The sequence below is a fragment of the Mesorhizobium sp. M1329 genome, from assembly GCF_040318035.1.
GTDB lineage: Bacteria > Pseudomonadota > Alphaproteobacteria > Rhizobiales > Rhizobiaceae > Mesorhizobium.
Genome location: NZ_JAMYLN010000016.1, coordinates 89,131 through 114,142, shown reverse-complemented (window position 1 = coordinate 114,142; position 25,012 = coordinate 89,131). Strand labels below are relative to the sequence as shown.

General features: G+C 63.6%; 16 protein-coding genes, 1 tRNA gene and 2 pseudogenes. 7 read left to right on the top strand and 12 right to left on the bottom strand.

Translation table 11 applies throughout. The annotated features are described in order from the left end of the window. Position 1: 1 nt before the first annotated feature. A complete protein-coding gene (locus NKH21_RS18065; RefSeq protein ID WP_023676288.1) occupies positions 2–601 on the bottom strand; it encodes an ANTAR domain-containing response regulator in 600 nt (199 codons plus the stop codon). 119 nt (positions 602–720) lie between these two features. Between NKH21_RS18065 and NKH21_RS18060 the strand changes: the two are divergent. From NKH21_RS18060 to NKH21_RS18050, 3 genes and pseudogenes are all read left to right on the top strand, one after another. Next, positions 721–849, top strand: a pseudogene (locus tag NKH21_RS18060) (ABC transporter permease); the annotation flags it as partial. Between the two features lie 244 nt (positions 850–1,093). Further along, complete coding sequence (locus NKH21_RS18055) at positions 1,094–2,080, top strand: methyltransferase (protein WP_352866611.1); 987 nt, start codon at positions 1,094–1,096, stop codon at positions 2,078–2,080. A 205-nt stretch (positions 2,081–2,285) separates the two neighbouring features. Next, positions 2,286–2,855 carry a GNAT family N-acetyltransferase gene (locus NKH21_RS18050; protein WP_352866608.1) on the top strand — a complete coding sequence of 190 codons (570 nt, stop codon included), beginning with the start codon at positions 2,286–2,288 and terminating at the stop codon, positions 2,853–2,855. Between the two features lie 212 nt (positions 2,856–3,067). On the opposite strand, the pseudogene NKH21_RS18045 reads toward NKH21_RS18050, so the two are convergent. The 6 genes and pseudogenes from NKH21_RS18045 to NKH21_RS18020 form a co-directional block, all read right to left on the bottom strand. Next, a pseudogene (locus NKH21_RS18045) lies at positions 3,068–3,534 on the bottom strand (ATP-binding protein); the annotation flags it as partial. Positions 3,535–3,809: 275 nt separating this feature from the next. Next, the gene (gene ampH, locus NKH21_RS18040) at positions 3,810–5,030 is read right to left on the bottom strand and encodes a D-alanyl-D-alanine-carboxypeptidase/endopeptidase AmpH (protein WP_352866605.1); all 1,221 of its coding nucleotides are present in this window, start codon (positions 5,028–5,030) and stop codon (positions 3,810–3,812) included. Positions 5,031–5,311: 281 nt separating this feature from the next. Further along, positions 5,312–6,811 carry a helicase HerA domain-containing protein gene (locus NKH21_RS18035; protein ID WP_352866602.1) on the bottom strand — a complete coding sequence of 500 codons (1,500 nt, stop codon included), beginning with the start codon at positions 6,809–6,811 and terminating at the stop codon, positions 5,312–5,314. 199 nt (positions 6,812–7,010) lie between these two features. Next, complete coding sequence (locus NKH21_RS18030) at positions 7,011–7,898, bottom strand: alpha/beta fold hydrolase (RefSeq protein WP_352866601.1); 888 nt, start codon at positions 7,896–7,898, stop codon at positions 7,011–7,013. Between the two features lie 56 nt (positions 7,899–7,954). Then, a complete protein-coding gene (locus NKH21_RS18025) occupies positions 7,955–10,018 on the bottom strand; it encodes a PAS domain-containing hybrid sensor histidine kinase/response regulator (protein WP_352866598.1) in 2,064 nt (687 codons plus the stop codon). Between the two features lie 52 nt (positions 10,019–10,070). Further along, entirely contained in the window at positions 10,071–15,782 is a 5,712-nt protein-coding gene (locus tag NKH21_RS18020; protein WP_352866683.1) for a HAMP domain-containing protein, read from the bottom strand. Positions 15,783–15,941: 159 nt separating this feature from the next. On the opposite strand from NKH21_RS18020, the gene NKH21_RS18015 reads away from it, so the two are divergent. Further along, positions 15,942–16,361: a hypothetical protein gene (locus NKH21_RS18015; RefSeq protein ID WP_352866596.1), complete on the top strand. Its 420-nt coding sequence runs from the start codon at positions 15,942–15,944 to the stop codon at positions 16,359–16,361. A gap of 233 nt (positions 16,362–16,594) precedes the next feature. Here NKH21_RS18015 and NKH21_RS18010 read toward each other — a convergent pair. Further along, a tRNA-Ala gene (locus NKH21_RS18010) sits at positions 16,595–16,670 on the bottom strand. A gap of 162 nt (positions 16,671–16,832) precedes the next feature. Then, positions 16,833–17,222: a TIGR02300 family protein gene (locus NKH21_RS18005; protein ID WP_352721538.1), complete on the bottom strand. Its 390-nt coding sequence runs from the start codon at positions 17,220–17,222 to the stop codon at positions 16,833–16,835. A 195-nt stretch (positions 17,223–17,417) separates the two neighbouring features. Here NKH21_RS18005 and aroA point away from each other — a divergent pair, with 195 nt between their 5' ends. From aroA to rpsA, 3 genes are all read left to right on the top strand, one after another. Continuing rightward, positions 17,418–18,776 carry a 3-phosphoshikimate 1-carboxyvinyltransferase gene (gene aroA / locus NKH21_RS18000; protein WP_352866593.1) on the top strand — a complete coding sequence of 453 codons (1,359 nt, stop codon included), beginning with the start codon at positions 17,418–17,420 and terminating at the stop codon, positions 18,774–18,776. Between the two features lie 273 nt (positions 18,777–19,049). After that, positions 19,050–19,700, top strand: coding sequence for a (d)CMP kinase (cmk, locus tag NKH21_RS17995; protein WP_352866591.1), 651 nt, complete (start codon positions 19,050–19,052; stop codon positions 19,698–19,700). A gap of 204 nt (positions 19,701–19,904) precedes the next feature. Beyond that, on the top strand, positions 19,905–21,602 hold the full coding sequence (gene rpsA, locus NKH21_RS17990) for a 30S ribosomal protein S1 (protein ID WP_023676278.1): 1,698 nt from the start codon (positions 19,905–19,907) through the stop codon (positions 21,600–21,602). Positions 21,603–21,707: 105 nt separating this feature from the next. On the opposite strand, the gene NKH21_RS17985 is transcribed toward rpsA, so the two are convergent. The 3 genes from NKH21_RS17985 to NKH21_RS17975 are packed head-to-tail and all read right to left on the bottom strand — an operon-like array spanning position 21,708 to position 24,898. Further along, entirely contained in the window at positions 21,708–22,415 is a 708-nt protein-coding gene (locus NKH21_RS17985) for an SDR family NAD(P)-dependent oxidoreductase (RefSeq protein ID WP_352667561.1), read from the bottom strand. Positions 22,416–22,472: 57 nt separating this feature from the next. Next, the gene (locus tag NKH21_RS17980; protein ID WP_352866588.1) at positions 22,473–24,053 is read right to left on the bottom strand and encodes a 5-guanidino-2-oxopentanoate decarboxylase; all 1,581 of its coding nucleotides are present in this window, start codon (positions 24,051–24,053) and stop codon (positions 22,473–22,475) included. Continuing rightward, entirely contained in the window at positions 24,050–24,898 is an 849-nt protein-coding gene (locus NKH21_RS17975) for a dimethylarginine dimethylaminohydrolase family protein (protein WP_352866680.1), read from the bottom strand. The genes NKH21_RS17980 and NKH21_RS17975 overlap by 4 nt, the downstream gene beginning before the upstream one ends. Positions 24,899–25,012: the final 114 nt, after the last annotated feature.

Sequence of the window (25,012 nt, the reverse complement as noted above, 5' to 3'; positions counted from 1 at the left end):
CTCAACTCTCCTCGGGATCCAGCAGGCCTGCCGCCGTCACCAGGCTCTGGGCGATTTCGGCGATCTTGCGGTTCTGGTTCATGGCGGTCTTGCGCAGCAGCGTATAGGCCGCGTCCTCCGACAGGCCGCGCGACTTCATCAATATGCCCTTGGCGCGATCGATCACCTTGCGGCTTTCCAATTCGCTGCGGGCTTCTTCCAGTTCGCGCGCCATGCGCGAAAACGCGTTGAAGCGGCTGATCGCCATGTCGAGGATCGGCTTGACGCGCTCCTGGCGCAAGCCGTCGACGACATAGGCCGACACCCCGGCTTCCACCGCAGCTTCGATCGACGCCTGGTCCGAGCGGTCGACGAACATGGCAATCGGCCGCTTCACCACGCGCGACAGCTGGAACATGTTTTCGAGCATGTCGCGGTTGGGATTTTCGAGATCGATGACGATCACATCGGGTTCGATCTCGGCGATCCGCCGCGCTATGCCGGCGACATCGTGGATGACCGTGACCTGCTGATGCCCGGCCTCCCGCAACCCTGCTTCGATGATGGAAGCGCGGATGTGGTTTTCATCGATCACCAGGACAGTGAGGGATTTGCGGATCATGCCGCATTTTGCGCAGGCGAGGCGATTGTGCAATGCGGCATGGCGAGATTCACGGAAACAAAGCCGGCGCGCCGCCCGAGGCATTGGGAGCGACGGGCCAGAGTCGCGGGCGGCTGTCCGGCGTGATCCTCACCGTGCTGACGACGCTGCTGACCATCGTGCTTGCCGGAGGGGGCGAGAAGGATATTGTTTGGGCTGATCGTGCTGTTCGTGACGTCGGCGTATTGCGGATTGTGGAGGAGAGATAGGGGAAGGGCTGAGGCGACGGCTGCTTTTGACCCAAAGCGGAGCCGCGCATGACAGCTTTGCGCCGATGTCGGCCGTTCGAGGCGGCGATAGACATTCTCAGAAGCTGACGTTCAGCTTTGCCAGGAGTATCCGTTACGTCATCGTGTCGGTCGCTCGAAATAATGATTTTGTCTTCACTTTCCGGAGAACGGAAGTTCTAATCTATGGGAGCTGCTTCAAATTCGGTCGCGGAAGGGGGGCGACATGGTGGATTCTGCTCGGATCGACAAGCTGATCGCAGCGGTGCCCCCCGCCTTAGCGCTTCGAGCCGGGCTGGACCTGGGCATCTTCACCCGGCTCGGTGGCAGCGCGGTGACTGCTGACAGCCTGGGGGCCGCGCTCAAAGTCGAGCCCGATCGTCTGTCGCGGCTCCTCTACGCGCTCGCCAGCATCGGTCTCCTCGAAGTCAAGGATGGTCAATTTCGCAACGGAGCCGAAGCGGCGGCCTTCCTCGACGCGTCCAAGCCGACCTATCGCGGCGGCGATCATGCGCTCCTGCGCGAGCTCTGGGGAGCCGACTTGCTGACCGCAGAGTCGCTGCGACAGAACCGGCCGGCTGCGCTGCACGACTTTTCTGAAGCAGGGCCCGCAGCGGCGGCGGCCTTCAGCCGCATGCTCGCACCGGGCGGGGTGATCTTCGGCCGACATCTGGCCCGGGAGATAGACCTCTCGGCGATCGGTTCCGTGATCGACATCGGCGGGGGCTCCGGGACCATTCTCGTCGGACTTCGCGAGCGGCAGCCGCAGATTGCGGCGACATTGATGGAACTGCCAGCGGTCGCGGCGGTCGCGCCAGATATCCTGTCAGAATACGGTGCCGACGACGTGGTTGTCGAAGAGGGGGACATAACTGTCGCGCCATCGATCGGTCGGCACGATCTGGCGATCCTGAAGGCCGTCGTCCAGGTCCTTCCGCCTGACCAGGCGCGCAGTTCGATCCTGAACGCGGCGCGTTGCCTCACACCGGGAGGCGAGATCGCAATTGCGGGGTGGGGTGTCGTCGATGACGACCGCCTCGGCCCGCCTGAGGGTGTCTTTCTGAATATCACCTTCTTGAACCTCTATGGCCACGGCGAATCGTACACTGAAGGTCAGTATCGAGCGTGGATGACCGAGGCTGGATTCCGGGATATCTCCAGGTCGCGCCTGGCGGACGGCTGCACCTTGTTTCGTGCGCGCCTCACGGGCTGATCGTGGTTGGATGGTTGGTTTCGGACGCAAGGCTCTCCGAGGCGCCGATGAGCACACGGCAGTATGCCCGGCTGGTCGATAGATAGGTCTCAGCGATTGGGCTGCGACCTGAAGACGGCACACTACCAAGGGGCTGTCATTGGTGATTAGCGGAGCGGCCTGCCAGGGCCGTTGCGTTGGCGCCGCCTCAGGTCGAAAATGCCCCATGGAAGCAGTCCGATTTCCCAAGCTCACGACACCAAGGCTCGTGCTTCGGGCGCCGAGCGAACGGGATATCCCAGCATGGTTTGCGCGCGCGATGGATGTCGAATCCGCGTCCCTTGCCGGCGATCCCGTTCGTGACGACATAAGGGCAGGCGAACGGTGGTTCGCCCGTTCGCGTCAGCGGTTCGCTGACGGCAAGGCGATCCAGTGGTCCGTAGACCAAGCAGGAGTATCGGACGCGATCGGGACGATAACCCTGTCCTTCGGCGCAACCGACGCCAAGGCAGCCGCATTGGGATTTGTGCTGGCGCGTGCGCATTGGGGGCACGGACTGGGCAGCGAGGCGGCGCGCGAAGTCCTCCGCTACGCCTTTGAAACTCTGGCGCTTGAACAGGTGACGGCCGAGGCGGCGGCGCGCAATTTCGCGTCGCTGCGAATATTGGCGAAGCTCGGCTTCAAACATATCGAGAGCTTAATCGATGAGTCCCACGGCGAGCGCTGCCAGCGTTTTGCGCTCGACGGAGAGGTCGGATCGTCACTGTTGGCGAGCAACGCGATGCCAGACTGCTAGGCTTTGAACCATCCGCCAATAGAGATTGTTTGTTCTGTTTAGGTCCGCAATGAGGTCGCCAGCGGAACGTCCATTTGCTGATGACTTCAGCCTAGAAGCTGACAGTCGGCTCACGGCCCAAACGCGACGTATGAGTAATGGTTTGGCGATGACCGCTCTGGTGCTTTGCTAATGTTGAGCAATGTCAGCTTTCGCCCAAAACGCATCAGCCTTCACCCCACCAAGCTCCCCTGCTCCACCTCCGCCGCATTCGAATCCCCCGGCGCCGTCGCCCAGGCCAGTTCCACCAGCGTCACCGTCCGCCGTCCAACGCCGTCGAGCTGGCACACGATCAGCCCCTGCTCCTCGATGTAGGTCAACAGGCGCCGGGCGCGGCGCAGCGAGTGCGAGCCGTAGGCGCGGGCGATCGCGGCGTCGCTCGGGCAGGGCCAGCCCTCCTTGGCGGCGCGGGCGATCATCATGAACACGCCTTGCATATCCTCGGGCAGCAGCGAAGCGCGCGCCGAGGCGTCCTGCCAGGCGTCGTCGCCGGCCATGTCGGAGCCCAAGCCGGCGCGGGCGCGCGTCAGCATGCGGCGGAACTCCGGCACGACCGAGGCCAAGCCCTCGATGCGGCAGCGGACCACGAACTCCTGATAGAGCACGCCGATGACCGGAAGCCGGCATCGGGCTGCGCCAAGAGGCGGCTGATGGTGTCGGGACTGCGAGCAGCGCGGCATTCGCGGTCGGCTACGAAAGCGGGATGCCAAGAGGCGAGAGGCAGAACCTTGGCCGCCGTTTGAGCAGGCCGTGAGCAGCGATGAAGCGGTCGGCGCCGGCAAAGGTCGTCCTCGGGAGGCTAAGCGGTCGGCCGGAAATAGCCGATGTCGCGCTTGCCTTGCCGCGAAACATGCCGTCCGTCAGGCCCCTTCACAGCGTCAATCATCGCGCACGTCCTCCCGATCAGCGCGAAAATCAGCGTGGAGCGATCTCTGCGACGAGATCGTTCGTCGTCTTGACCCCAGCCATGAAGCCGGCGGCATTGAATTCGTTCATGACGAAGAAAGCGCCGACGCCGCGTGTCGGTGCAATCGCAACATAGAGAAACATCCCTTGCAGGCCGCCGCTCTTCTGGAGGATGAGCGGGCGATGCTCGTTGGGGAGCATGATGACCCATCCGAGACCCATGGCGTCCATCGGGCCGCCGTCATCCAGCCCCACCACCGACGCGAGCCCGTCCCGGTACAAAAAAGCCGCGTGGTTCAAAAGGCGCAACTCGGCGTCGGCCGCGGAAGGCTTGTTGTCGACATGCCAGTTCATCCAGCGCAGCAGGTCGGCCGCCGTCGAGTACAATCCACCGGCGCACTCCATGGCTGTGCTCGTCGGCACGATTGGCATGGGGCTGCCGTCGAAGTCATGGCCCTGCATCAGGCGCGGCTCGTCCTCCGGTCTTGGGCTGAAAACCGTGTCTTTCATGCCGAGGGGTTCGAGGACACGCTCCCGAAGGACCTCGGCATACGGCTTTCCAGAGACATTCGCGAGCGCCGCTCCGAGGAGGTCGTATCCGAAGTTCGAATAGAGAACGGCGGTGCCCGGCGCGAACAGCAGCGGATTGTCCTTGAGCGCGGCAATCTGCGCCTCTTTGGTGTTCGTAGAGAAGGGGTCGGAGGGGGGCGCCTCGGCCACTGGCACCTCCCGCGGAAGGCCGGAAGCTTGCGTGACGAGATCGATCAGGCGGAGGGCGCGGCCATCTTTCTCCGGGAGCGTGAGGTCCCAGCCAAGGCGATCCTGCAGCCGGTCGGTGAGCTGTACCTTGCCGTCGATCGCCAGCGAGGAAAGCACACTGCCGCAGAACACTTTGCTCACGGACGCGATGCGGAACATTGTGTCGCCGTCGGGCACCTTTTCACTCCCGTCGGCAATCTTGCCGAAACCGGCCAAGGCCGTCTCGCCGTTGCGTACGGCGCCGAAGATCAGGCCAGGCACCTTGGTGGAGAGATACAGGATCGTACCGTTGAACTGCACCGCTTCCGTCAGCAGCTTGTCCTCGGCATGTCCATAAGAGGGAACGGCTGCGATTGCCGTCAAAGCGATGGCCAGAAGTCGGCGCGATCGAGACAAACGCATTGCCAAAATCCTTTGATAAAGCTGCAGAATAAACTCTTCGGAAAGGGCCGCCGCGTAGTATCTTACCATCTCTCCAGAAGCAGGAGATGTCAACAGAATGAACCGAAGGGGTAATCGGCGGAGGTAGCGTAGGTTCGGAGGATATTTGCGCTACAGTCCTGCCGTATTTCTTGTCTTCGTCAGTTGATTGAGGCTGATCTCTTCATTGGCAAACCGACCCGCTGGTAGTTTAGAAGATATGTAAAGCGCCGTCGGCAGGAGGGAGTGCTGTAGCGTCGAACAACTTACAATAGCGGCTCTGCGTCGCGCCAATCGCCGTCGTATGATGAAGACCGCGCTCGGCCGCCGCCTCACCCCACCGCACTCCCCTGATCCACCTCTCCCGCATTAGGATCGCCCGGGGCGGTCGCCCAGGCCAGTTCCACCAGCGTCACAGTCCGCCGTCCAACGCCGTCGAGCTGGCACACGATCAGCCCCTGCTCCTCGATGTAGGTCAGCAGGCGCCGGGCGCGGCGTAGCGAGTGCGAGCCGTAGGCACGGGCGATCGCCGCGTCGCTCGGGCAGGGCCAGCCCTCCTTGGCGGCGCGGGCGATCATCATGAAGACGCCTTGCATATCCTCGGGCAGCAGCGAGGCGCGCGCCGAGACGTCCTGCCAGGCGGCGTCGCCTGCCATGTCGGAGCCGAGGCCGGCGCGGGCGCGCGTCAGCATGCGGCGGAATTCGGCCAAGTCCGGCACGACCGAGGCGAGGCCCTCGATACGGCAGCGGACCACGAACTCCTGATAGAGCACGCCGATGACGCGGAAGCCGGCATCGGGCTGCGCCAGCACGGCGCGCAGCACCCGGTCGACGCGCTCGCGCCGCTCCGCCAGATCCTCGGCGCTGATCGGCGGCTCCACCGGTTCAGGGCGAATTTCCAGCGCCGCCGATTTTGCCGCCATCAGCTGATCGAGCAGGTCCGGTGACGACCGGCGCTGCGGCCGGACAGTTTCCGGCGGCGGGGCCGCCAGGATGATCGCGCGGGCATCCTCCAACGCCGCTTCCGGCAGCGGCATCAGGCGCGGGGTCGCATTGCGCGGACTTGTATCGGTCGGGCCGATGCGCAAGCCGAGCGGACGGCGCGACAGCGCCGGGCCGAGCGCCATGAACTGTCCGCGTTCGAGGTCGCGAAAGGCCTCCGCCTGGCGCCGCTCCATGCCGAGAAGGTCGGCAGCGCGCGCCATGTCGATATCGAGAAAGGTCCGGCCCATGAGGAAATTGGAAGCCTCGGCGGCGACGTTCTTGGCGAGCTTGGCCAGCCGCTGGGTGGCGATGATGCCGGCCAGCCCGCGCTTGCGGCCACGGCACATCAAATTGGTCATGGCGCCGAGCGAGAGCTTGCGCGCCTCGTCCGAAACCTCGCCGGCCACTGCCGGCGCGAACAGCTGCGCCTCGTCGACCACCACCAGCATCGGGTACCAGTGGTCGCGGGCGACCTCGAACAGCCCGCCGAGGAAGGCGGCGGCGCGGCGCATCTGGTTCTCGGCGTCGAGCCCCTCGAGATTGAGCACCGTGGAGACGCGGTGGATGCGCGCCCGCTCGCCGGCGCTCTGCAGGCCGCGCTCGGTATGCTCCTCGGCATCGATAACCAGATGGCCAAACCGGTCGCCCAGCGTTACGAAGTCGCCTTCGGGGTCGATGATGGTTTGCTGCACCCAGGGCGCACTCTGCTCCAGGAGCCGGCGCAGCAGATGGGATTTGCCGGAGCCGGAATTGCCCTGCACCAGAAGGCGCGTCGCCAGCAGCTCCTCAAGATCCAGCGCCGCCGGGGCGCCTGCGCTCGTCTGGCCCATCTCGATCGCAACGGTCATGTCTTCGACTCTCCTTGCGGAGAGGCTTATCAACCGCATCACAGCCAGTCGAGCGCGCCATGGCCGGCGCTCGGTGTTGCGCACAGGCTGGATGCTGCCAGGTCAACGATACGAAACGTACCGTTTCGATTCAAGACTGCCACTAAGGAGTGGATTCCTGTCCTTCGCATCGGCTACCGGATAGAGGCGCCCGACGCGGTCATTGACGCGGTGGAGATCGAGCGGCCGAAGCCGATTTTTTGTGGGCATTTGCCCGCTCCTCCAGGTCTCGCCAGAAGCCAAGCACTGTCGCCATGATCGCTTCCGGCGCGTCCTCCTGCATAAGATGCTTCGCGTTCGGCACGACGTGGAAGGAAGCGCTCGAAATGCGGCGCGCGAGCTCGCGACCGTCGGCGATGGAAATCCACTGGTCGTCCTCGCCCCACAGGATGGCAACGGGGCAACGAATCTCACCGTATCGCCACTCGACCTCTTGCGAGTATTTGTCATCCATCTGAGCGACCTGGCGCCAGAAGGCTTTTTGGCCTTCGGCTCCCAGCCACGGCGCGAGGTAAAGCGCCATCTCTTCCTCGCGTAGCGCATTCGCTACGGCGCCGCCGATGTAGGCGCGCAGGATCGCTTCGTGAATGTAGTGCGGGAGGCCGGAAAAGACCGTCTCGTGTTTCTTGGCGGCCTGAACAAGTGGTGAGCCTTGCGGGCTGATTGCGACCGGATCGATCAGAACCAGCGACCGGTAGTCGAGCCCGTTGAGCAAATGACCGCGCAACGCTGTTGAGCCGCCGAGATCATGCGCAACGATATCGGGGTTACGCAGGCCCCAATGATCGTAAAGGGCCGCGAAAAGTTCGTTCTGCATGCCACGGGACACGTCGCTGTCGGGTTTGTCGGATCGACCATAGCCGAGCATGTCAAAGGAATAGATTCGCCTCTGTTGGCCGAGCAAAGGCGCAATTCTACGCCATGCCGACGATGAGAAAGGCGTGCCATGCAGCAATACCGCGGGTGAGCCCTCGCCCATCGCGCCCCAGGCGATCGAGTTCCCTTGAAAGGTGAAGCGTTCAGGAAGAGGCCAGTCCGCTGTCGCCATCAGTCTTTCCTCCGATCCTAACGCAGCTAACGACCTATCCAACGACAACCTGTACGTCAGGTTCCAATGGTCCGCTTCGTCACCGGCTGGGCCTGCTTGGCCCTCTGCGAGCCGGCGCGCGGGGCGGCTGCAAGAATGCTCTCCATCAGGTCCTTTTCGCGCAGCGGTTTGCCGAGCAGCGGCACGTCGGGGGGCCGGTCGGCTATGGCGTCGGCATCAGCATATCCCGTTATCATCACCGCCGGCCAATCGGCCCGCAGATTGCGGGCGAACCGAATGACCTCGAGGCCCGAGACGAGCGGCATGGCAAAATCGGTGACAATGACATCGAAATCGTATGGCGCCCGCTCGATCATCGCCAGCGCCTCCGCACCGCCCCCGGCACAGGTCACCGCAAAGCCGTGTTGGCGAAGCGATTGCGCCGTCAGTTCCCGCAGTACATTACTGTCGTCGATCAGCAGGACCGATGGATAGTCCTCGCCGGCATTCACGACGCTGTCGTCGGCATCGGATTTGTCGGCGATTTCGACCGGGCGCTCGATTGAACGCGGCAGCCAGAGCTGGACGGATGTTCCACTGCCGACGGTGCTTTCAATGCGAAGCGTGCCGCCCGATTGCTTGACGAAACCATGCACCGTGCTCAGACCGAGGCCAGTGCCTTTGCCGACCGGTTTTGTGGTGAAGAACGGTTCGACGACCTTGGCGAGAATGTCAGCCGGTATGCCCGACCCCGTGTCCTTGACGGTGACCACGACATAGTCGCCCGCCGAAATATCCTCGGCTGCACTGCCCAGCGTTCGATTTTGCGCCTCCACGATTATGGTGCCGCCGGACGGCATAGCATCGCGCGCGTTGAAGACCAGGTTCATCAGCGCCAGCTCCAGCTGGCTGGCATCGACATGCGCCGGCCACACGGTGTCGTCGACACGCCAATCGAAACGGATCAGGCCGCCCAGGACCGGGGCTACCAATCCGTTCATGGTATCGCCGAGCGCGGCGAGGCGCACGGCCTCCGGCCTCAGTGTCTGGCGACGCGAGAACGCAAGCATGCGGTTGACGAGCTCGGCGCCCTGTTTTGCCGACCGGCGTGTCAGTTCCAGAACCTGCCTGGTCTGTCCATCGAACTCGGCGTGGCGCTCGAGCAATCCCAATCCGCTGAGAATTGCGGCAAGCAGATTGTTGAAATCATGTGCCAGGCCGCCGGTAAGCTTGCCGATCGCGTCGAGGCGCTGCGACTGCAGCAGTTGGTTCTCAAGCTCGCGCCGCTCGGTAATATCCAGCAACGTGCCGAGGATCTCGGGCTTTTGGCCGTCGGAGCCGTTCGACAGGACGCCCTGGTCGAGGAAAATCCGGTAGTTGCCGTCGGCGCATTGCCAGCGGAATTCGCAGGTGTAGGAGCCGGCGGCCTTGGCGTTGAGCAGGGCTTGCCTCACCCTCGGCAGATCGTCGGGATGAACCCGGCTCAGGCCGAAGTCTGGATCGGCGGTCAGTCGTTCGGCAGGAAAGCCGGTCAGGCGTTCGACCCCTTCGGTGACAAAGCTGGCGCCGAACGGCGGCTCCGCCGCCCTTGCGTGGAAGCAGACCGGAAGAGAGCTCAAAATGGCATGCTGCCGCTCCTGGGCGCTGCGCAGCGCTCGCTCGGCCTCGAGCTTTTCCTGCTGCGCCTGCAGTGCCTGGGCCAGCAGCCGTTGCTCGGCAGCCGCCTTTTGCTGGATTTCGAGCGTCTTCTCATGAAGCTCGACGAACACGGCGACCTTGGAGCGCAGCATGGCCGGGTCGAAGGGCTTGAACACGTAATCCACCGCGCCGGCGTCATAGCCGCGCAGCATGTGGGCGTCTTCCTTGTTGATGGCGGTGAGAAAAATTATCGGCGTTCGCCTGGATTGCTCGCGCTGGCGGATCAATCCCGCGGTCTCGTAGCCGTCCAGCCGCGGCATCAGCACATCCAGCAGGATGACGGCGAAATCCTCCTTCAGCAGTGCGCGCAACGCCTCTTCGCCCGACTGCACGCAGACGACTTCACCGATCGGGGCCAGAACCTCACCGATCGCCAGCAGATTGCGCTCGTCGTCATCCACCGCCAGGATGCGCGCCTTTGCCGGCCCCGCTGCCGGCGCCATGACCTCCAGCTTCCTTGCTCCGTTTCTCGACAGTTTCTGCATCGAGCGGCCGTCAGTTCACTGCCATCAGCGTCTTTTCCGGACCATGGACACGGGATCGCGAGCGGCCGATCCAGACACGCAGCAATGCCAGCAGCAGATCGAGGTCGACAGGCTTGGCGATGTAGTCGGAGGCGCCGGCATCGAGGCACTTCTGCCGGTCGCCCTTCATTGCCTTGGCGGTGACCGAGATCAACGGGATATGGGCGATCGTCGGCATGCCGCGGATCTGCCGCATCGTCTCGTAGCCATCCATCTCCGGCATCATGATGTCGATCAGTGCGGCATCGATGTCTGGGCTCTGCTCCAGAAGCGCGATACCTTCCCGGCCGCGCTCCGCATGCAGCACCTGGATGTCATAGGTCTCGAGAACGCTGGTAAGCGAATAGATGTTGCGGATGTCGTCGTCGACGATGAGGACCTTTGCGCCGGCCAGGTCGAACTTGTCCGGCTGTTCGGCTGCCGCACCATCGTTTTCGTGGCCTCGCCCGGGGAGTGTCGCGGACATCAGGAGGGCCAGCTGCGCGAAATTCTCCGCCCGCGGAACATCCGCCAATGCCGGATGCAAGGCGAGCGACTGTTGCAGCGCTTCCGGATGAGGCGCAAAGAACAGCAGCCGCGACACCGATTGTCCGAACAGGACGGCAATCTCGTCCAGCATCTGGGCGTTGTCCCTGGCCGAGCGGCCAAAGCCGAGCACAACGGCATCATAGTTTGCGATGCCGATGTCGTCCGCATTCGCGGCGACGCGGCCGATCGCCGTAACCGAGGTGACGCCGTCGCGGATCGCGTCGATCAGCGAAAGGCGGCGCTCGGGATCGGGATCGGCAACCAGAACGCGGCTCTGGACGCGGAGCTTTCTGGAGTGAATGTCCTGGAAGACCTTCATCAGTTCGTCCGACGACACGGGCTTGGTTGAAATGCTGGAGGCACCCTTGCGGGCAAGCACCTCGATGTCTTCGGCGCCCGAGATGACATGGACGGGAATGTCCTTGGTTTTCGGGTCATGGCGAAGCAGATCGAACAACACCCAGCCGTCGATATCCGACAGTCCGAGATCGAGCGTGATCGCGTCGGGAACCAGCTTGCGGGCCAAAGCCAGCGTGCCGGAGCCGGCGGTCGACAGGACGCCTTTCAGCCCGGCCGAACGCGCGAGGCCGAGCAGCAAACCGCCGAAGGTCGGGTCGTCCTCGACGATCAGCACAACCCGATCTTCCGGCGAGATCGTGTCGCGGTCATCGAGCAATTCGGAAGACGGCGGGCTCGGCTGCGATGTCGTGGCGGCCACTTCCATCGCCGGCAGCAACGCCGCTTGCGGGGCCAAGGCCATCCGGGGTCCGTCGAATGGAATGACCAGCGTGAACGTCGAACCCTTGCCCGGCGTGCTCTCGACCCGCAATTCGCCGCCGAGCAGCCGGGCAATCTCCCGGCTGATCGAGAGCCCAAGCCCGGTGCCGCCATATTTGCGGCTAGTGGTGCCGTCGGCCTGCTGGAAGGCCTCGAAGATCAGCTTCTGCTTGTCCTGCGGAATACCGATGCCGGTATCGGTGACCACGATCGCAAGCGCCTCCATCGGTTGCGCCGAACCGTTGTGACGGCCCGTCTTTTCGGCCCGGAAATTCAAGCGGACCTCGCCTTGCGAGGTGAATTTGAACGCGTTCGACAAAAGGTTGAGCACGATTTGCTGCAATCGCTTCTCATCGGTGCGGACGGTCTCCGGAAGCTCGGGGTCGACATTGATGGTGAAGCCAAGTCCCTTGTCGGTCGCCAGTTGCCGGAAGGTTCGCTCCATATGCTGGCGAAGATGCACCACCGGCATGTCGTTGATGTCGATCGAGACGGTGCCCGATTCGATCTTCGACAGGTCGAGGATGTCGTTGATGAGGCTCAAAAGGTCGGTGCCCGCCGAATTGATGGTGCGCGCGAACTCGACCTGCTTGTCGTTGAGATTGCCCTGCTGGTTGGTTGCGAGCAGGTTTGAAAGGATGAGCAGCGAGTTCAGCGGCGTGCGCAGTTCGTGGCTCATATTGGCGAGGAATTCCGACTTGTATTTCGAGGTAAGCGCCAGCTGCTCGGCCTTCTCCTCCAGCGCCCGGCGCGCCATCTCGATTTCGAGGTTCTTGTTCTCCACCTGCTTCTTTTCGTTCTCGAGCAGCTGTGCTTTTTCCTGCAGCTCCTCATTGGTGGCGTGCAGCTCCTCCTGCTTCTTGGTCAGCTCGGTCTGACGCGCCTGCAGCTCCGAGGTCAGCAGCTGTGACTGCTTGAGCAGGCCTTCGGTGCGCATGGTGGCGGCGATGGTGTTGAGAACGATGCCGACGGATTCCATCAGCTGGTTGAGGAACGACTGGTGCGTGTCGCGGAATTCGCTGAACGAGGCGAGTTCGATGACGGCCTTCACCTCGTCCTCGAACAGAGCCGGAAGAATGATCACGTTGGCCGGCGCGGCATTGCCAAGGCCGGAGGTGACGCGCAGGAAATTCGGCGGCACATTGTCCAGCATGATGGCGCGCTTGTCGGCGGCACTTTGCCCGACAAGGCCTTCGCGCAGATCGAGGCGTTGCTTGATCTCCGCCTTGCTTTCGGCGCCATAGGAGGCGGCAAGCTCCAGATAGAATTCATCCTCGTCGCGGTTGGTCACGTAGAACACGCCATATTGCGCATTCACCAGCGGGGCGAGTTCGGACATGATCAGACGCGAAACCGTGGCCAGGTCGCGCTCGCCCTGCAGCATGCGCGAGAAGCGGGCGAGATTGGTCTTCAGCCAGTCCTGCTCGGCATTCTTCAGCGTCTGGTCCTTCAGATTGCGGATCATCTCGTTGATGTTGTCTTTCAGCGCCGCCACCTCGCCGGAGGCCTGGACGCTGATCGAGCGGGTCAGATCGCCCTTGGTCACCGCCGTCGACACCTCGGCGATGGCGCGCACCTGGGTAGTCAGGTTGGCGGCGAGCTGATTGACGTTGTCGGTCAGGTCGCGCCAAAGGCCGGCAGCGCCGGGCACGCGGGCCTGACCGCCGAGCTTGCCTTCGATGCCCACTTCGCGGGCGACGTTGGTCACCTGGTCGGCGAAGGTCGCCAGCGTTTCGATCATGCCGTTGATGGTGTCGGCGAGCGAGGCGATCTCGCCCTTGGCATCGACCGTCAGCTTGCGCTTGAGATTGCCTTGCGCGACCGCGGTCACGACCTCGGCGATGCCGCGCACCTGGTTGGTCAGGTTCGTCGCCATCAGGTTGACGTTGTCGGTCAGGTCCTTCCAGGTGCCGGCAACGCCCTCAACTCGCGCCTGACCGCCGAGCTTGCCCTCGGTGCCGACCTCACGGGCGACACGCGTCACTTCGCCGGCAAAGGAGTTCAGCTGGTCGACCATGGTGTTGATGGTCGATTTCAGCTCCAGGATCTCGCCCTTGACGTCGACGGTGATCTTCTTCGACAGGTCGCCGCGCGCCACAGCCGTCGTCACCTCGGCGATGTTGCGGACCTGGCCGGTCAGGTTCTCGGCCATTGAATTCACATTGTCGGTCAGATCCTTCCAGGTGCCGGCAACGCCGCGCACCTGCGCCTGACCGCCAAGCTTGCCTTCGGTGCCGACCTCGCGGGCCACACGCGTCACCTCCGAGGCAAAGGAATTGAGCTGGTCGACCATCGTATTGATGGTGTCCTTGAGCTCGAGAATCTCGCCGCGCACATCGACGGTGATCTTCTTCGACAGGTCGCCCAGCGCCACTGCCGTCGTCACCTCGGCGATGTTGCGGACCTGGCCGGTCAGGTTGGCGGCCATCGCATTGACGTTGTCGGTCAGGTCCTTCCAGGTGCCGGCAACGCCGCGCACCTGTGCCTGGCCGCCGAGCTTGCCGTCCGAACCGACCTCGCGCGCCACGCGCGTCACCTCGGAGGCGAAGGAATTGAGCTGGTCGACCATCGTGTTGATGACGTCCTTGATCTGCAGGATCTCGCCCAATGCATCGACGGTGATCTTCTGGGTCAGGTCGCCGGTCGCAATTGCCGTCGCCACCTTGGAGACGTCGCGCAATTGCACGGTCAGATTGCCGGCCATGGCGTTGACGTTGTCGGTCAGGTCCTTCCAGGTGCCGCCGACGCCCTCGACATGCGCCTGGCCGCCGAGCTTGCCTTCCGACCCCACTTCGCGCGCCACACGCGTCACTTCCGAGGCGAAGGAATTGAGCTGGTCGACCATCGTGTTGACGGTATCCTTGAGCTCCAGAATTTCGCCCTTGACGTCGACGGTGATCTTCTTGGACAGGTCGCCGCGGGCAACGGCGGTCGTCACCTCGGCGATGTTGCGGACCTGGCCGGTCAGGTTGGCGGCCATCAGGTTGACGTTGTCGGTCAGGTCCTTCCAGGTGCCGCCGACGCCCTTCACCTCGGCCTGGCCGCCGAGCTTGCCCTCGGTGCCGACCTCGCGCGCAACGCGCGTCACTTCCGAAGCGAAGGAATTGAGCTGGTCGACCATCGTGTTGATGGTGTCCTTGAGCTCGAGGATTTCGCCTTGCACGGCGACGGTGATCTTCTTCGACAAGTCGCCCGAAGCGACGGCGGTCGTCACCTCGGCGATGTTGCGGACCTGGCCGGTCAGGTTCTCGGCCATCGAATTGACGTTGTCGGTCAAGTCCTTCCAGGTGCCGGCAACGCCGCGCACCTGAGCCTGGCCGCCGAGCTTGCCCTCAGTGCCGACTTCGCGGGCGACGCGCGTCACTTCGCCGGCAAATGAGTTCAGCTGGTCGACCATGGTGTTGATGGTCGACTTCAGCTCGAGGATCTCGCCCTTGACGTCGACCGTGATTTTTTTCGACAGGTCGCCAAGCGCCACAGCCGTGGTCACCTCGGCGATGTTGCGCACCTGGCCGGTCAAGTTTTCGGCCATCAGGTTGACGTTGTCGGTCAGGTCCTTCCAGGTGCCGCCGACACCTTCGACGCGCGCCTGGCCGCCGAGCTTGCCTTCTGTACCGACCTCGCGCGCGACGCGTGTCACCTCGGAGGCGAAGGAATTGAGCTGGTCGACCATCGTGTTGATGGTGTTCTTGAGCTCGAGGATTTCGCCCTTCACATCGACGGTGATCTTCTTCGACAGGTCGCCGGAGGCGACGGCGGTCGTCACCTCGGCGATGTTGCGCACCTGCCCGGTCAGGTTCGTCGCCATGGCGTTGACGTTGTCGGTCAGGTCCTTCCAGGTCCCGGCCACACCTTTCACGCGGGCCTGGCCGCCGAGCTTGCCTTCGGTACCGACCTCGCGCGCCACGCGCGTCACTTCCGAGGCGAAGGAGGCCAGTTGCCCGACCATGGTGTTGACGATCTTGCCGATGCGCAGGAATTCGCCGCGCAACGGCCGGCCATCGATTTCGACCATCATCGTCTGCGACAGGTCGCCCTTGGCGACCGCGCCGATGACGCGCGCCACTTCGGCCGTCGGCTGAACCATGTCCTCAATCAGATCGTTGACGGAACGGACGCTCGATTCCCAGCTGCCGGTGGCGTTGCGGACACGGCCGCGTTCGCCGATCCGGCCATCCTTGCCGACGACCTTGCTGAGGCGTTCGAACTCGCGCGTGACCTGGTCGTTGAGTTCTACGATTTCGTTGAAGGTATCGGCGATCTCGGAATCGAGGCCGGCATAGACATTGTCGATGCGAACGGAGAAATCACCGCTCCGAAAAGCCTTCAGCGCGTTCAGTATTTGACGATGATCCAATTGTCTTGTGGATGCAAGCACGCTCACAGCGCCCCTCCCAGCTCACGGATTTCCTGAATGTCCTGGTGAAACTGTCCCCGGCGGCCGACACAACTCCCCGCAAGCGCAACAACGCGGCATGCTCGATTTGGTTCCAGACGAAAATTGCCGCTATGCGGCAGGAATTTCGCAGCCGCATTCATGAAACGACGAGCAACAAAGATCCATAGTGATTGTATCGATCAATATTTCTACCCAACGGAACATCTCGAAAAAACTGTCGTTGGTATAGATCGCGATAGAGCGATGCAACTCAATGGAGACACCAAGATGATGAAAATTCTCTCTGCATCCATACTTGCTATCGGCCTGGCCACATCTGCCATGGCACAATCGATGGGTTCCGGGACCGGTGGCACCGATGGCAATACCGGCGTCAACACAGGCACTTCCGGCGGCAACACCGCAACTACCCCGAACACGATCGATCCGAACGCAACGAACGCCACGCCGCAGGCAAACGGCATGGAGGACCGCTGCAAGGATACGGCGGGCAACGATGCCGACAACAACACCCCCAGCGGGGCTATGACGTCGGATATGCAGAACTGCAACAAGTAACGGAGTTTTGCTCAGCGGTCATTTCAGCCCGCTGCCTGGTCCAGACCCGGTGCTCACGGTTCAAACTGCGGCCGGAAAAATGCACTGACCGGGCGCGGGCTCACTACTTTTGAATGGAGCGGCGAGCCCAAGCCGGGCGGCCAATCATACTTGTTTATGTCTCAGCTAAGTTCCGCGATAGGCGGCGGCCAGCCCGGTACGGGCGGCCGTTCTGCGATTTTCGCGGAGAGAACTGGTGGAGCCAATCGGAATCGAACCGACGACCTCTTGAATGCCATTCAAGCGCTCTCCCAACTGAGCTATGGCCCCACTCCGGCAGTTCGCCGGCGCCGTTTCCGGCGAAGAGATCCGGCGCGGGTCTAGACCGCGCCGTTAGTGCAGGCGGCTTCTAACCCCGCCTTCAGTCAATATCAAGCCTTCAAGAACCGCTTTTTCTAGGCGGCGCGGCGAAAGCCGGCGAATGCGGTTCGCTCAGACTTCGTCGTCGTCTTCGCCGACGCCGATCATGTCGGCAACGTCGTCGTCTTCTTCCTCCTCGTCGGCGAGGAATGTGTCATCCTCATCATCGCCAAGGTCAACGTCGTCCTCATCGTCGCCGAGATCGGGAAGTTCGTCGGCCTTCGCGTCCTCGTCCGCCTCTTCGAGCGAGACGACCTCGACACCCTCTTCCTCCTCGGTGTCCACTTCCTTCTCGGCAACTTCCTCTTCCTCCTCGAGGGCGGCGATCTTGCCTTCCTCGAAATAGGAGCGCGGATAGCTCTTGCCCGTATAAGGCGAGACGATCGGGTCTTTGTTCAAGTCATAGAATTTTCGACCGGTCTCCGGGTCGATACGTTTGGTGCCAAGTTCGGGTTTTGCCACAGCAAGCCTCGTCGATGAAAGTTTGGTCCCCTTAACCAGAGTTTACGGCGCTGTCAAAGCGAAAAGCCGGCGTCTCAAAAAGCTTGAATTCGAAGGCCTTCGTACCAAGGGGATGACCATTTCGGTCCGCCATGATAGGAGACCGCGCAAACCAGACGAAAATGGCCGGCCGCCGGCGTTTCCCAGGAAAGAACCATGTCGCACACTGCCGCCCCGAAGCAGGCCACCGCCCGCAAATCATCTGGCCTTTCAGGCGCGGCACGGGTGCCGGGCGACAAGTCGATCTCGCACCGCTCGTTCATGTTCGGTGGCCTGGCCTCCGGCGAAACCCGCATCACCGGGCTGCTGGAAGGCGAGGACGTAATGCGTACGGGCGCTGCCATGAAGGCCATGGGCGCTCATATCGAGAAGCATGGCGCTGAGTGGGTGATCCGCGGTACCGGCAACGGCGCGCTGCTGCAGCCGGAAGGCCCGCTCGATTTCGGCAATGCCGGCACGGGCTCACGCCTCACCATGGGCCTGGTCGGTACCTATGACATGGAAACCACCTTCATCGGCGACGCCTCGCTGTCCGGCCGGCCGATGGGCCGCGTGCTCGAACCGCTCCGCCAGATGGGCGTGCAGGTGCTGAGGGCGACGCCCGGCGACCGCATGCCGATCACGCTGCACGGACCCAAGCACGCCGCACCGATCACCTACCGCGTGCCGATGGCCTCGGCGCAGGTCAAATCGGCGGTGCTGCTGGCCGGGCTGAACACGCCGGGCATCACCACCGTCATCGAGCCGGTGATGACGCGCGACCACACCGAAAAGATGCTCAAGGGGTTCGGCGCCAATCTGTCGGTCGAGACCGACGAGCGCGGCGTGCGCCACATTTTCATCGAAGGCCAGGGCAAGCTCACCGGCCAGACCATCGCGGTGCCTGGCGACCCCTCCTCGGCCGGCTTTCCGCTGGTGGCGGCACTGATCGTGCCGGGCTCGGACATCACCATCGAAAACGTGCTGATGAACCCGACCCGCACAGGCCTTCTTTTGACGCTGCAGGAAATGGGCGCCCGGATCGACATTCTCGACCGCCGCAATGAAGGTGGCGAGGATGTTGCCGACCTGCGCGTGCGCTATTCGGAACTGCAAGGCGTCACCGTACCGCCGGAACGGGCGCCGACGATGATCGACGAATATCCGGTGCTTGCCGTGGCGGCCAGCTTCGCCGAGGGCGAAACGCTGATGCTTGGCCTGGAAGAGCTGCGCGTGAAGGAATCCGACCGGCTGTCGGCGGTGGCCGAAGGGCTGAAGCTCAACGGCGTGGACTGCAGCGAAGGCGAAGCCTCGCTTGTGGTGCACGGAAAGCCGGGCGGCAAGGGCCTCGGCCAGCATCCCAACGGACAGGGCACCATCGTCCAGACCCATCTCGACCACCGCATAGCCATGAGTTTTCTGGTTATGGGGCTGGCGACGGAAAAGCCCGTGACCATCGATGATCAAGCGATGATCGCGACAAGTTTTCCGGAATTCATGGGGCTGATGAAGGGGCTCGGTGCAGAGATCGAGTAGCTTGATGGCAATCAATAGCCTTGGGGGCTGGGGCCAAACTGGAACGTCGGCGGGACAGCGCCGCCTTCTGTCCTGCCGGACATCTCCCCCACAAGGAGGGAGATTGGCAGCTTCGGCGCTCCGCTCAATCCTGCGACGTAGACAATTGGCGAAAGCCGCGATGGCCGCCGATCTCCCCCCAAGTGGGGGAGATGTCCGGCAGGACAGAGGGGGGCGCGAAGGATCGCCACGCCTATCTGGATCATTGCGCTTTTCGATTCCGGTGGGCGGCCAATGACCTCAACCTTCACCATCGCCATCGACGGACCTGCCGGTGCTGGCAAAGGCACTCTTGCCCGGCGGCTGGCCGATCACTACCGGCTGAACCTGCTCGACACCGGCCTTACCTATCGCGCGGTGGCGCATGCGCTGCTCCGGCTCGGCCTGCCACTCGACAATGTCTCGGCCGCTGAAACGGCGGCTCGCCAGGTCGATCTGGCAAAGCTCGACCGCGCCGTGCTTTCGGCACACGCGGTCGGCGAGGCGGCCTCGAAAGTCGCTGTGTTCCCAACCGTGCGGCGCATCCTGGTGGAAAAGCAGCGCGACTTTGCAAAAACCCCGCCGGGTGCGGTGCTCGACGGCCGCGACATCGGCACTGTTGTGTGTCCCGATGCCGACGTAAAACTCTATGTCACGGCCAGCGCCGAGGTGCGTGCAAAGCGGCGACTGGATGAAATCGAGAGCATCGGCGGCACTGCCAATTTCGATGAAATCCTTGCCGATATCGTGCGCCGCGACGAGCGCGACATGGGCCGCATGGACTCGCCCTTGAAGCCGGCCGCCGATGCGCACTTGCTCGACACGTCGGAAATGGCTATAGAAGCCGCGTTTCTGGCAGCTCAGGCGATCATCGACGATGTCCTGGCCAAGAGAAACGAAGCCTGAGCCGGGTTTTCCTGCCGCCGCCGATTGCCGGCGACAAAAGAATTCCCATATTGGGCGTGAACCAGCCTGCCAGCATTCTTCATGCGCCGGAATTGCCGCTCGAGGGCGGCCAAGGGCTTTTTGCCCGGAACGCCGGCAGGCCAACGCAACGCTAACCCACGGCGCCCGCCCCGCGACAGATTGCGGGGCATTCCAGGAGAAACTATGTCAGTTGCAAATCCCACTCGCGATGATTTCGCGAGCCTGCTCGAAGAATCATTTTCCGCCGGCCATTCCGGCGAAGGCCAGGTCGTCAAGGGCATCATCACCGCCATTGAGAAGGACATGGCCATCATCGACGTCGGCCTCAAGGTCGAAGGCCGCGTGCCGCTGAAGGAATTCGGCGTCAAGGGCAAGGACACGACGCTCAAGGTCGGCGACACGGTCGAGGTCTATGTCGAGCGTATCGAGAACGCGCTTGGCGAAGCCATGCTGTCGCGCGAGAAGGCCCGCCGCGAAGAGAGCTGGGTCCGCCTCGAAGAGAAGTTCACCAAGGGCGAACGCGTCGAAGGCGTCATCTTCAACCAGGTCAAGGGCGGCTTCACCGTCGACCTCGACGGTGCCGTGGCTTTCCTGCCGCGCAGCCAGGTCGATATCCGCCCGATCCGCGACGTCTCGCCGCTGATGCACAACCCACAGCCCTTCGAGATCCTCAAGATGGATCGCCGCCGCGGCAACATCGTGGTGTCGCGCCGCACCGTGCTCGAGGAAAGCCGCGCCGAACAGCGTTCGGAAATCGTGCAGAACCTCGAAGAAGGCCAGGTGGTCGAAGGCGTCGTCAAGAACATCACCGACTATGGTGCGTTCGTCGACCTCGGCGGCATCGACGGCCTGCTGCACGTCACCGACATGGCATGGCGCCGCGTCAACCATCCGACCGAAATCCTCAATATCGGCCAGACGGTCAAGGTGCAGATCATCCGCATCAACCAGGAAACCCACCGCATCTCGCTCGGCATGAAGCAGCTCGAGAGCGATCCGTGGTCCGAGATCGGCACCAAGTTCCCGATCGGCAAGAAGATCAAGGGTACCGTCACCAACATCACCGACTACGGCGCATTCGTCGAGCTGGAGCCGGGCATCGAAGGCCTCATCCACGTTTCGGAAATGTCGTGGACCAAGAAGAACGTGCATCCTGGCAAGATCCTGTCGACAACGCAGGAAGTCGACGTCGTGGTGCTCGAAGTCGATCCGGCCAAGCGCCGTATCTCGCTCGGCCTCAAGCAGACGCTGGAGAACCCGTGGGAGGCCTTCGCGCGCAGCCATCCGGTCGGCAGCCAGGTCGAGGGCGAGGTCAAGAACAAGACCGAGTTCGGCCTGTTCATCGGCCTCGAGGGCGACGTCGACGGCATGGTCCATCTTTCCGACCTCGACTGGACCCGTCCGGGCGAGCAGGTGATCGAGGAGTACAATCGCGGCGACATGGTCAAGGCGCAGGTGCTCGACGTCGACATCGACAAGGAGCGCATCTCGCTCGGCATCAAGCAGCTGGCAAAGGACACGGTCGGCGAAGCCGCGACGTCAGGCGAACTGCGCAAGAACGCAGTCGTCACCTGCGAGGTTATCGGCGTGAAGGATGGCGGTCTTGAAGTGCGGCTGGTCGACAGCGGCATCGAGACCTTCATCAAGCGCTCCGACCTCAGCCGTGACCGCGACGAGCAGCGCCCGGAGCGCTTCACCGTCGGCCAGAAGGTCGACGCCCGCGTCATCGCCTTCGACAAGAAGACCCGCAAGCTGCAGGTCTCGATCAAGGCGCTGGAAATCGCCGAAGAGAAAGAAGCGGTCGCCCAATACGGTTCGACCGACTCCGGCGCTTCGCTGGGCGATATTTTGGGTGCCGCGCTGAAGAAGCAGGGCAGCTAAGCCGACACCGCGCCTCGCGCGGGTTATAAACGAAACAAAAAGCCCCGCCGGAACGATCCGGCGGGGCTTTTGCTTGTGACTTTTTGCTTGTGACGGACCGCAGGCTCAGGCCCGGCCGTAAAGTGGCACCAGCGTGCCGCTGATGGCCATGTTGGCCGGCGAGGCAAGGTAGGCAATGGCCTCGGCCGCCGCTTCAAGGCTGACCCATCTGCTGAAATCTGCGTTCGGCATGTCAGCCCGGTTGGCCGGCGTGTCGAGCGTCGAGGGCGCCACGGCGTTGACCAGGATGCCGTTGCCCTTCAGCTCTTCGGCGATCGCCACGGTCATCGCGGCGACCGCCGCCTTGGCGGCAGCGTAGGCCACCTTGCCGGAGCCGCGCCGCGGATCGAGCCCGGCTCGCGCGGTGACATTGACGATGCGGCCCGGCACGGAAGATTCCAGCATCGAGCGTATCGCCGCGCGGCAGCACAGGAAGGTGGTGCGGGCGTTGGTGTCCATCATCTCGGCGAAGGAGGCGGGCTCGATCTTCTCGACCGGCGCGGCGGTGAAGCCGCCGGCAAGATGCACCGATGCCCATAAATCTGGAACGCTGGCATAGAAGGCGTCGACCTTGGCAGGGTCGGCGAGGTCGACATTATGCGCCAGCCTGACGCGGTCATGCGCCGGGAAGGGGAAATGCGCAGGCGCGGCAGCGTGGGCGTTGGGCACATGGCAGATGGCGCCCTGCTCCAGCAGTTTTCCTACGACCGCGCCGCCAAGGGCACCGGTGCCGCCGGTCACCACGATATGTCTGCCGTCCAGTGTTTCCGTCATATTCGACCGCTCCGTCATTGCGCGCCGCCGATGCGGAAGGTCGCGCCTTTCGCGCGATCACTCAACCGAAATCTCGATGACGTAAGGTCGTCCAGTCGCCCGCGCGCGCCGTAGCGCGTCCGCCAAGCCGCCGGTGCCGGAAATCCGCTCGGCGGCAATGCCGTAGGCTTCGGCCAATTTGCAGAAATCCGGCGGTGCCGGCGAGACGCCGACCGGCTCGACGCCGACGTCGAGCATCGAGGTTTCGATCTCACGGTAGCCGCGATTGTTCCACACGGTGAAGATCACCGGCGCCGCCGCGTCGAGCGCGGCGCCCAGTTCCGGCAGGGTGAACTGGAAGCCGCCGTCGCCGGTGAGGCAAACGACTGGCGCCTCAGGCCTGGCAAGGGCGGCACCGATCGCCGCCGGCGGGCCATAGCCGAGCGCGCCGAAGCCGGTGGCGGCGTTGAACCAGCCGCCCGGCCGGTCGTGATCGTAGTAGAGGTTGGCGGCGTAGACCGGCTGGGTCGAATCGCCGACGATGATCGCGCCAGGCAGCGCATCACGGATCGTCTCGACGGCGCGCAATTGCGCCTGCATAGCCGGGCCGATCTCGGCAAAGGCCGCTTGCCGCGTCGCGGCGGCGCGAGCGGCGCCGTCGCCTGATTGCGCCTGGCCCGTGCCGAGTTCGGCATGCAGCGCTTCGAGCGCTGCACCGCAATCGGCCTGGATCGAAATCCGCGCAGGCCGGCGGGCGAGCTGGTCGGCGCCGATGTCGATGCGGATCAGATTGGCGGGCAGGACAAAACCGCCGTCGCCATAGCCGTCATAGTCGGTCGGACCGAATTCGGTGCCGGCTGCGATCACCAGATCGGCATCGGCGATCAGCGCACGCACCGCCTTCAGGCCGGGGCTGGCCGGCACGCCAAGCGGATGACGATAGAGCAGGCCGCGCGCATTGGCCGTCTGGACGACCGGCGCTCCCAGCCTCTCGGCCAGCCGCTGCAACGGCGCTTCGGCGGCTTTGGCGCCGCCACCGGCGAGGATAAGCGGCCGGCTGGCAGACGCGCACAGCCTTGCCGCCTCTGCAATCGCCGCCACATCCGGCCCGGGCGGCGCTGAATTCCGCAGCAGCGGCACGATGCCGTTGGCCGGCATGGTCATGACATCGGTCGGGATCTCGATATGCACCGGACCCGGACGCGAGGATGAAAACAGCGCAAAGGCGCGGGCGAGCACGCCGGGCAGTTCGCCGGCCTCGGTGACACGGTGCGAAAACAGCGCCACCTTCTCCATCATGCCGCGCTGGTCCGGCAGTTCATGCAGATGGCCAAGGCCTTTGCCCAGCGTCGGTGTGGCGTTGACGCCCGAGATTACCAGCATCGGCACCGAATCGGCGCGCGCCTGGCCCATGGCGGTGATGGTGTTGGTCAGCCCCGGCCCGGTGATGACGAAGGCGACGCCCGGCCTGCCGCTGGCGCGCGCATAGCCGTCAGCCATGAAGCCGGCGCCCTGCTCGTGGCGCGGCGTGACGTGACGGATCTTCGATCGCGCCAGCCCGCGATAGAGCTCGACCGTATGTACGCCGGGAATGCCGAAGACGATGTCGACGCCGTGCGCTTCGAGCAAGGTGATGAGCGCTTCGCCGATGGTCGTCATTGTCTTAACACCGGGCGTGTGAGGCAGGTCGGGCCGCCCTCGCAGGCAATGCACAGTGCATCGGCCTCGAATGTCGAGACCGTACAGCCAGCGGCCTGCATGGCAGCCGCCGTCTTCGGAAAACCGGCAACGGCGATAACCTGGCGCGGCGCGGTCGGCAGCACGTTCAGACTGAGCCCATTCGAGGCGAAGAATTCGTCGGCATCGCCCTCGACCAGCCGAATGCCGCGTTCGCGCAGCATCTGGTGGAAGGCGACCGGCAGGAGCGGCGCATGGATCAGCGCCAGATCGTCGGCGAGCGGGCTGATCACCGACATCAGGTGCAGGCAGGCCTCCTCGCCCTGCCAGAGCGGCAGGTCGAAGCCGTAGACCTGGATGCCCTTGGGTGAAAGCAGGTTGGAGAGCTGCTGGATGCCGTGCTGATTGGTGCGCACGCCGCGGCCGACGGCCAGCGTGTTTGCATCCACCCACACGCAGTCGCCGCCCTCGACCTGGCCGGGAGCCTCGATTCGGTCGAGGACGGGGATGCCCATGCGCCCATAGGCTGCCTCGTGCAGGCCGGGCTCGGGCCGGCGCAGCGCCTTGCCCATGGCAAGGATGACCGCGCCGTGGTCGGTCATCAGCGAGGGATCGTGGGTAAAGACCGAATCGGCAAGCCCGTCATCGGCGTCGCTCAGCCATTCGATTTCGGCGCCTGATGCGGAAATCAGCCTGGCCAGCGCTTCATGCTGGGCCGCCGCTTTTTGCGGATCGAAGCCGGGGCCATAGTGCCACTCCAGCGCTTCGGCCCGACGCATGGCGCTGGCGGCGGAGCGCATCAGCACGCGCTGCAGCGTCCCGGCCATCGACTGCGACCCGTATGCTTTGCCCACTAAATTCTCCTGAAACGCGTCCCTCCTGCCAATAGCCACTCGGCAGGCGGTGATCAATGGTCCAAAAACTGCGGTTGACGGAGGCAA

Bases quoted from the DNA above. Each gene is read 5' to 3' on its own strand.
- NKH21_RS18035 (WP_352866602.1), bottom strand. From the start codon at position 6,811: ATGACCGTTGCGATCGAGATGGGCCAGACGAGCGCAGGCGCCCCGGCG.
- aroA (WP_352866593.1), top strand. From the start codon at position 17,418: ATGTCGCACACTGCCGCCCCGAAGCAGGCCACCGCCCGCAAATCATCT.
- NKH21_RS17975 (WP_352866680.1), bottom strand. From the start codon at position 24,898: ATGGCCGGGACGCTGCAGCGCGTGCTGATGCGCTCCGCCGCCAGCGCC.
- cmk (WP_352866591.1), top strand. From the start codon at position 19,050: ATGACCTCAACCTTCACCATCGCCATCGACGGACCTGCCGGTGCTGGC.
- NKH21_RS18025 (WP_352866598.1), bottom strand. From the start codon at position 10,018: ATGGCGCCGGCAGCGGGGCCGGCAAAGGCGCGCATCCTGGCGGTGGAT.
- NKH21_RS17985 (WP_352667561.1), bottom strand. From the start codon at position 22,415: ATGACGGAAACACTGGACGGCAGACATATCGTGGTGACCGGCGGCACC.
- NKH21_RS18065 (WP_023676288.1), bottom strand. From the start codon at position 601: ATGATCCGCAAATCCCTCACTGTCCTGGTGATCGATGAAAACCACATC.
- NKH21_RS18050 (WP_352866608.1), top strand. From the start codon at position 2,286: ATGGAAGCAGTCCGATTTCCCAAGCTCACGACACCAAGGCTCGTGCTT.
- NKH21_RS18055 (WP_352866611.1), top strand. From the start codon at position 1,094: ATGGTGGATTCTGCTCGGATCGACAAGCTGATCGCAGCGGTGCCCCCC.
- rpsA (WP_023676278.1), top strand. From the start codon at position 19,905: ATGTCAGTTGCAAATCCCACTCGCGATGATTTCGCGAGCCTGCTCGAA.
- NKH21_RS18015 (WP_352866596.1), top strand. From the start codon at position 15,942: ATGAAACGACGAGCAACAAAGATCCATAGTGATTGTATCGATCAATAT.
- NKH21_RS18030 (WP_352866601.1), bottom strand. From the start codon at position 7,898: ATGGCGACAGCGGACTGGCCTCTTCCTGAACGCTTCACCTTTCAAGGG.
- ampH (WP_352866605.1), bottom strand. From the start codon at position 5,030: ATGGTAAGATACTACGCGGCGGCCCTTTCCGAAGAGTTTATTCTGCAG.
- NKH21_RS17980 (WP_352866588.1), bottom strand. From the start codon at position 24,053: ATGACGACCATCGGCGAAGCGCTCATCACCTTGCTCGAAGCGCACGGC.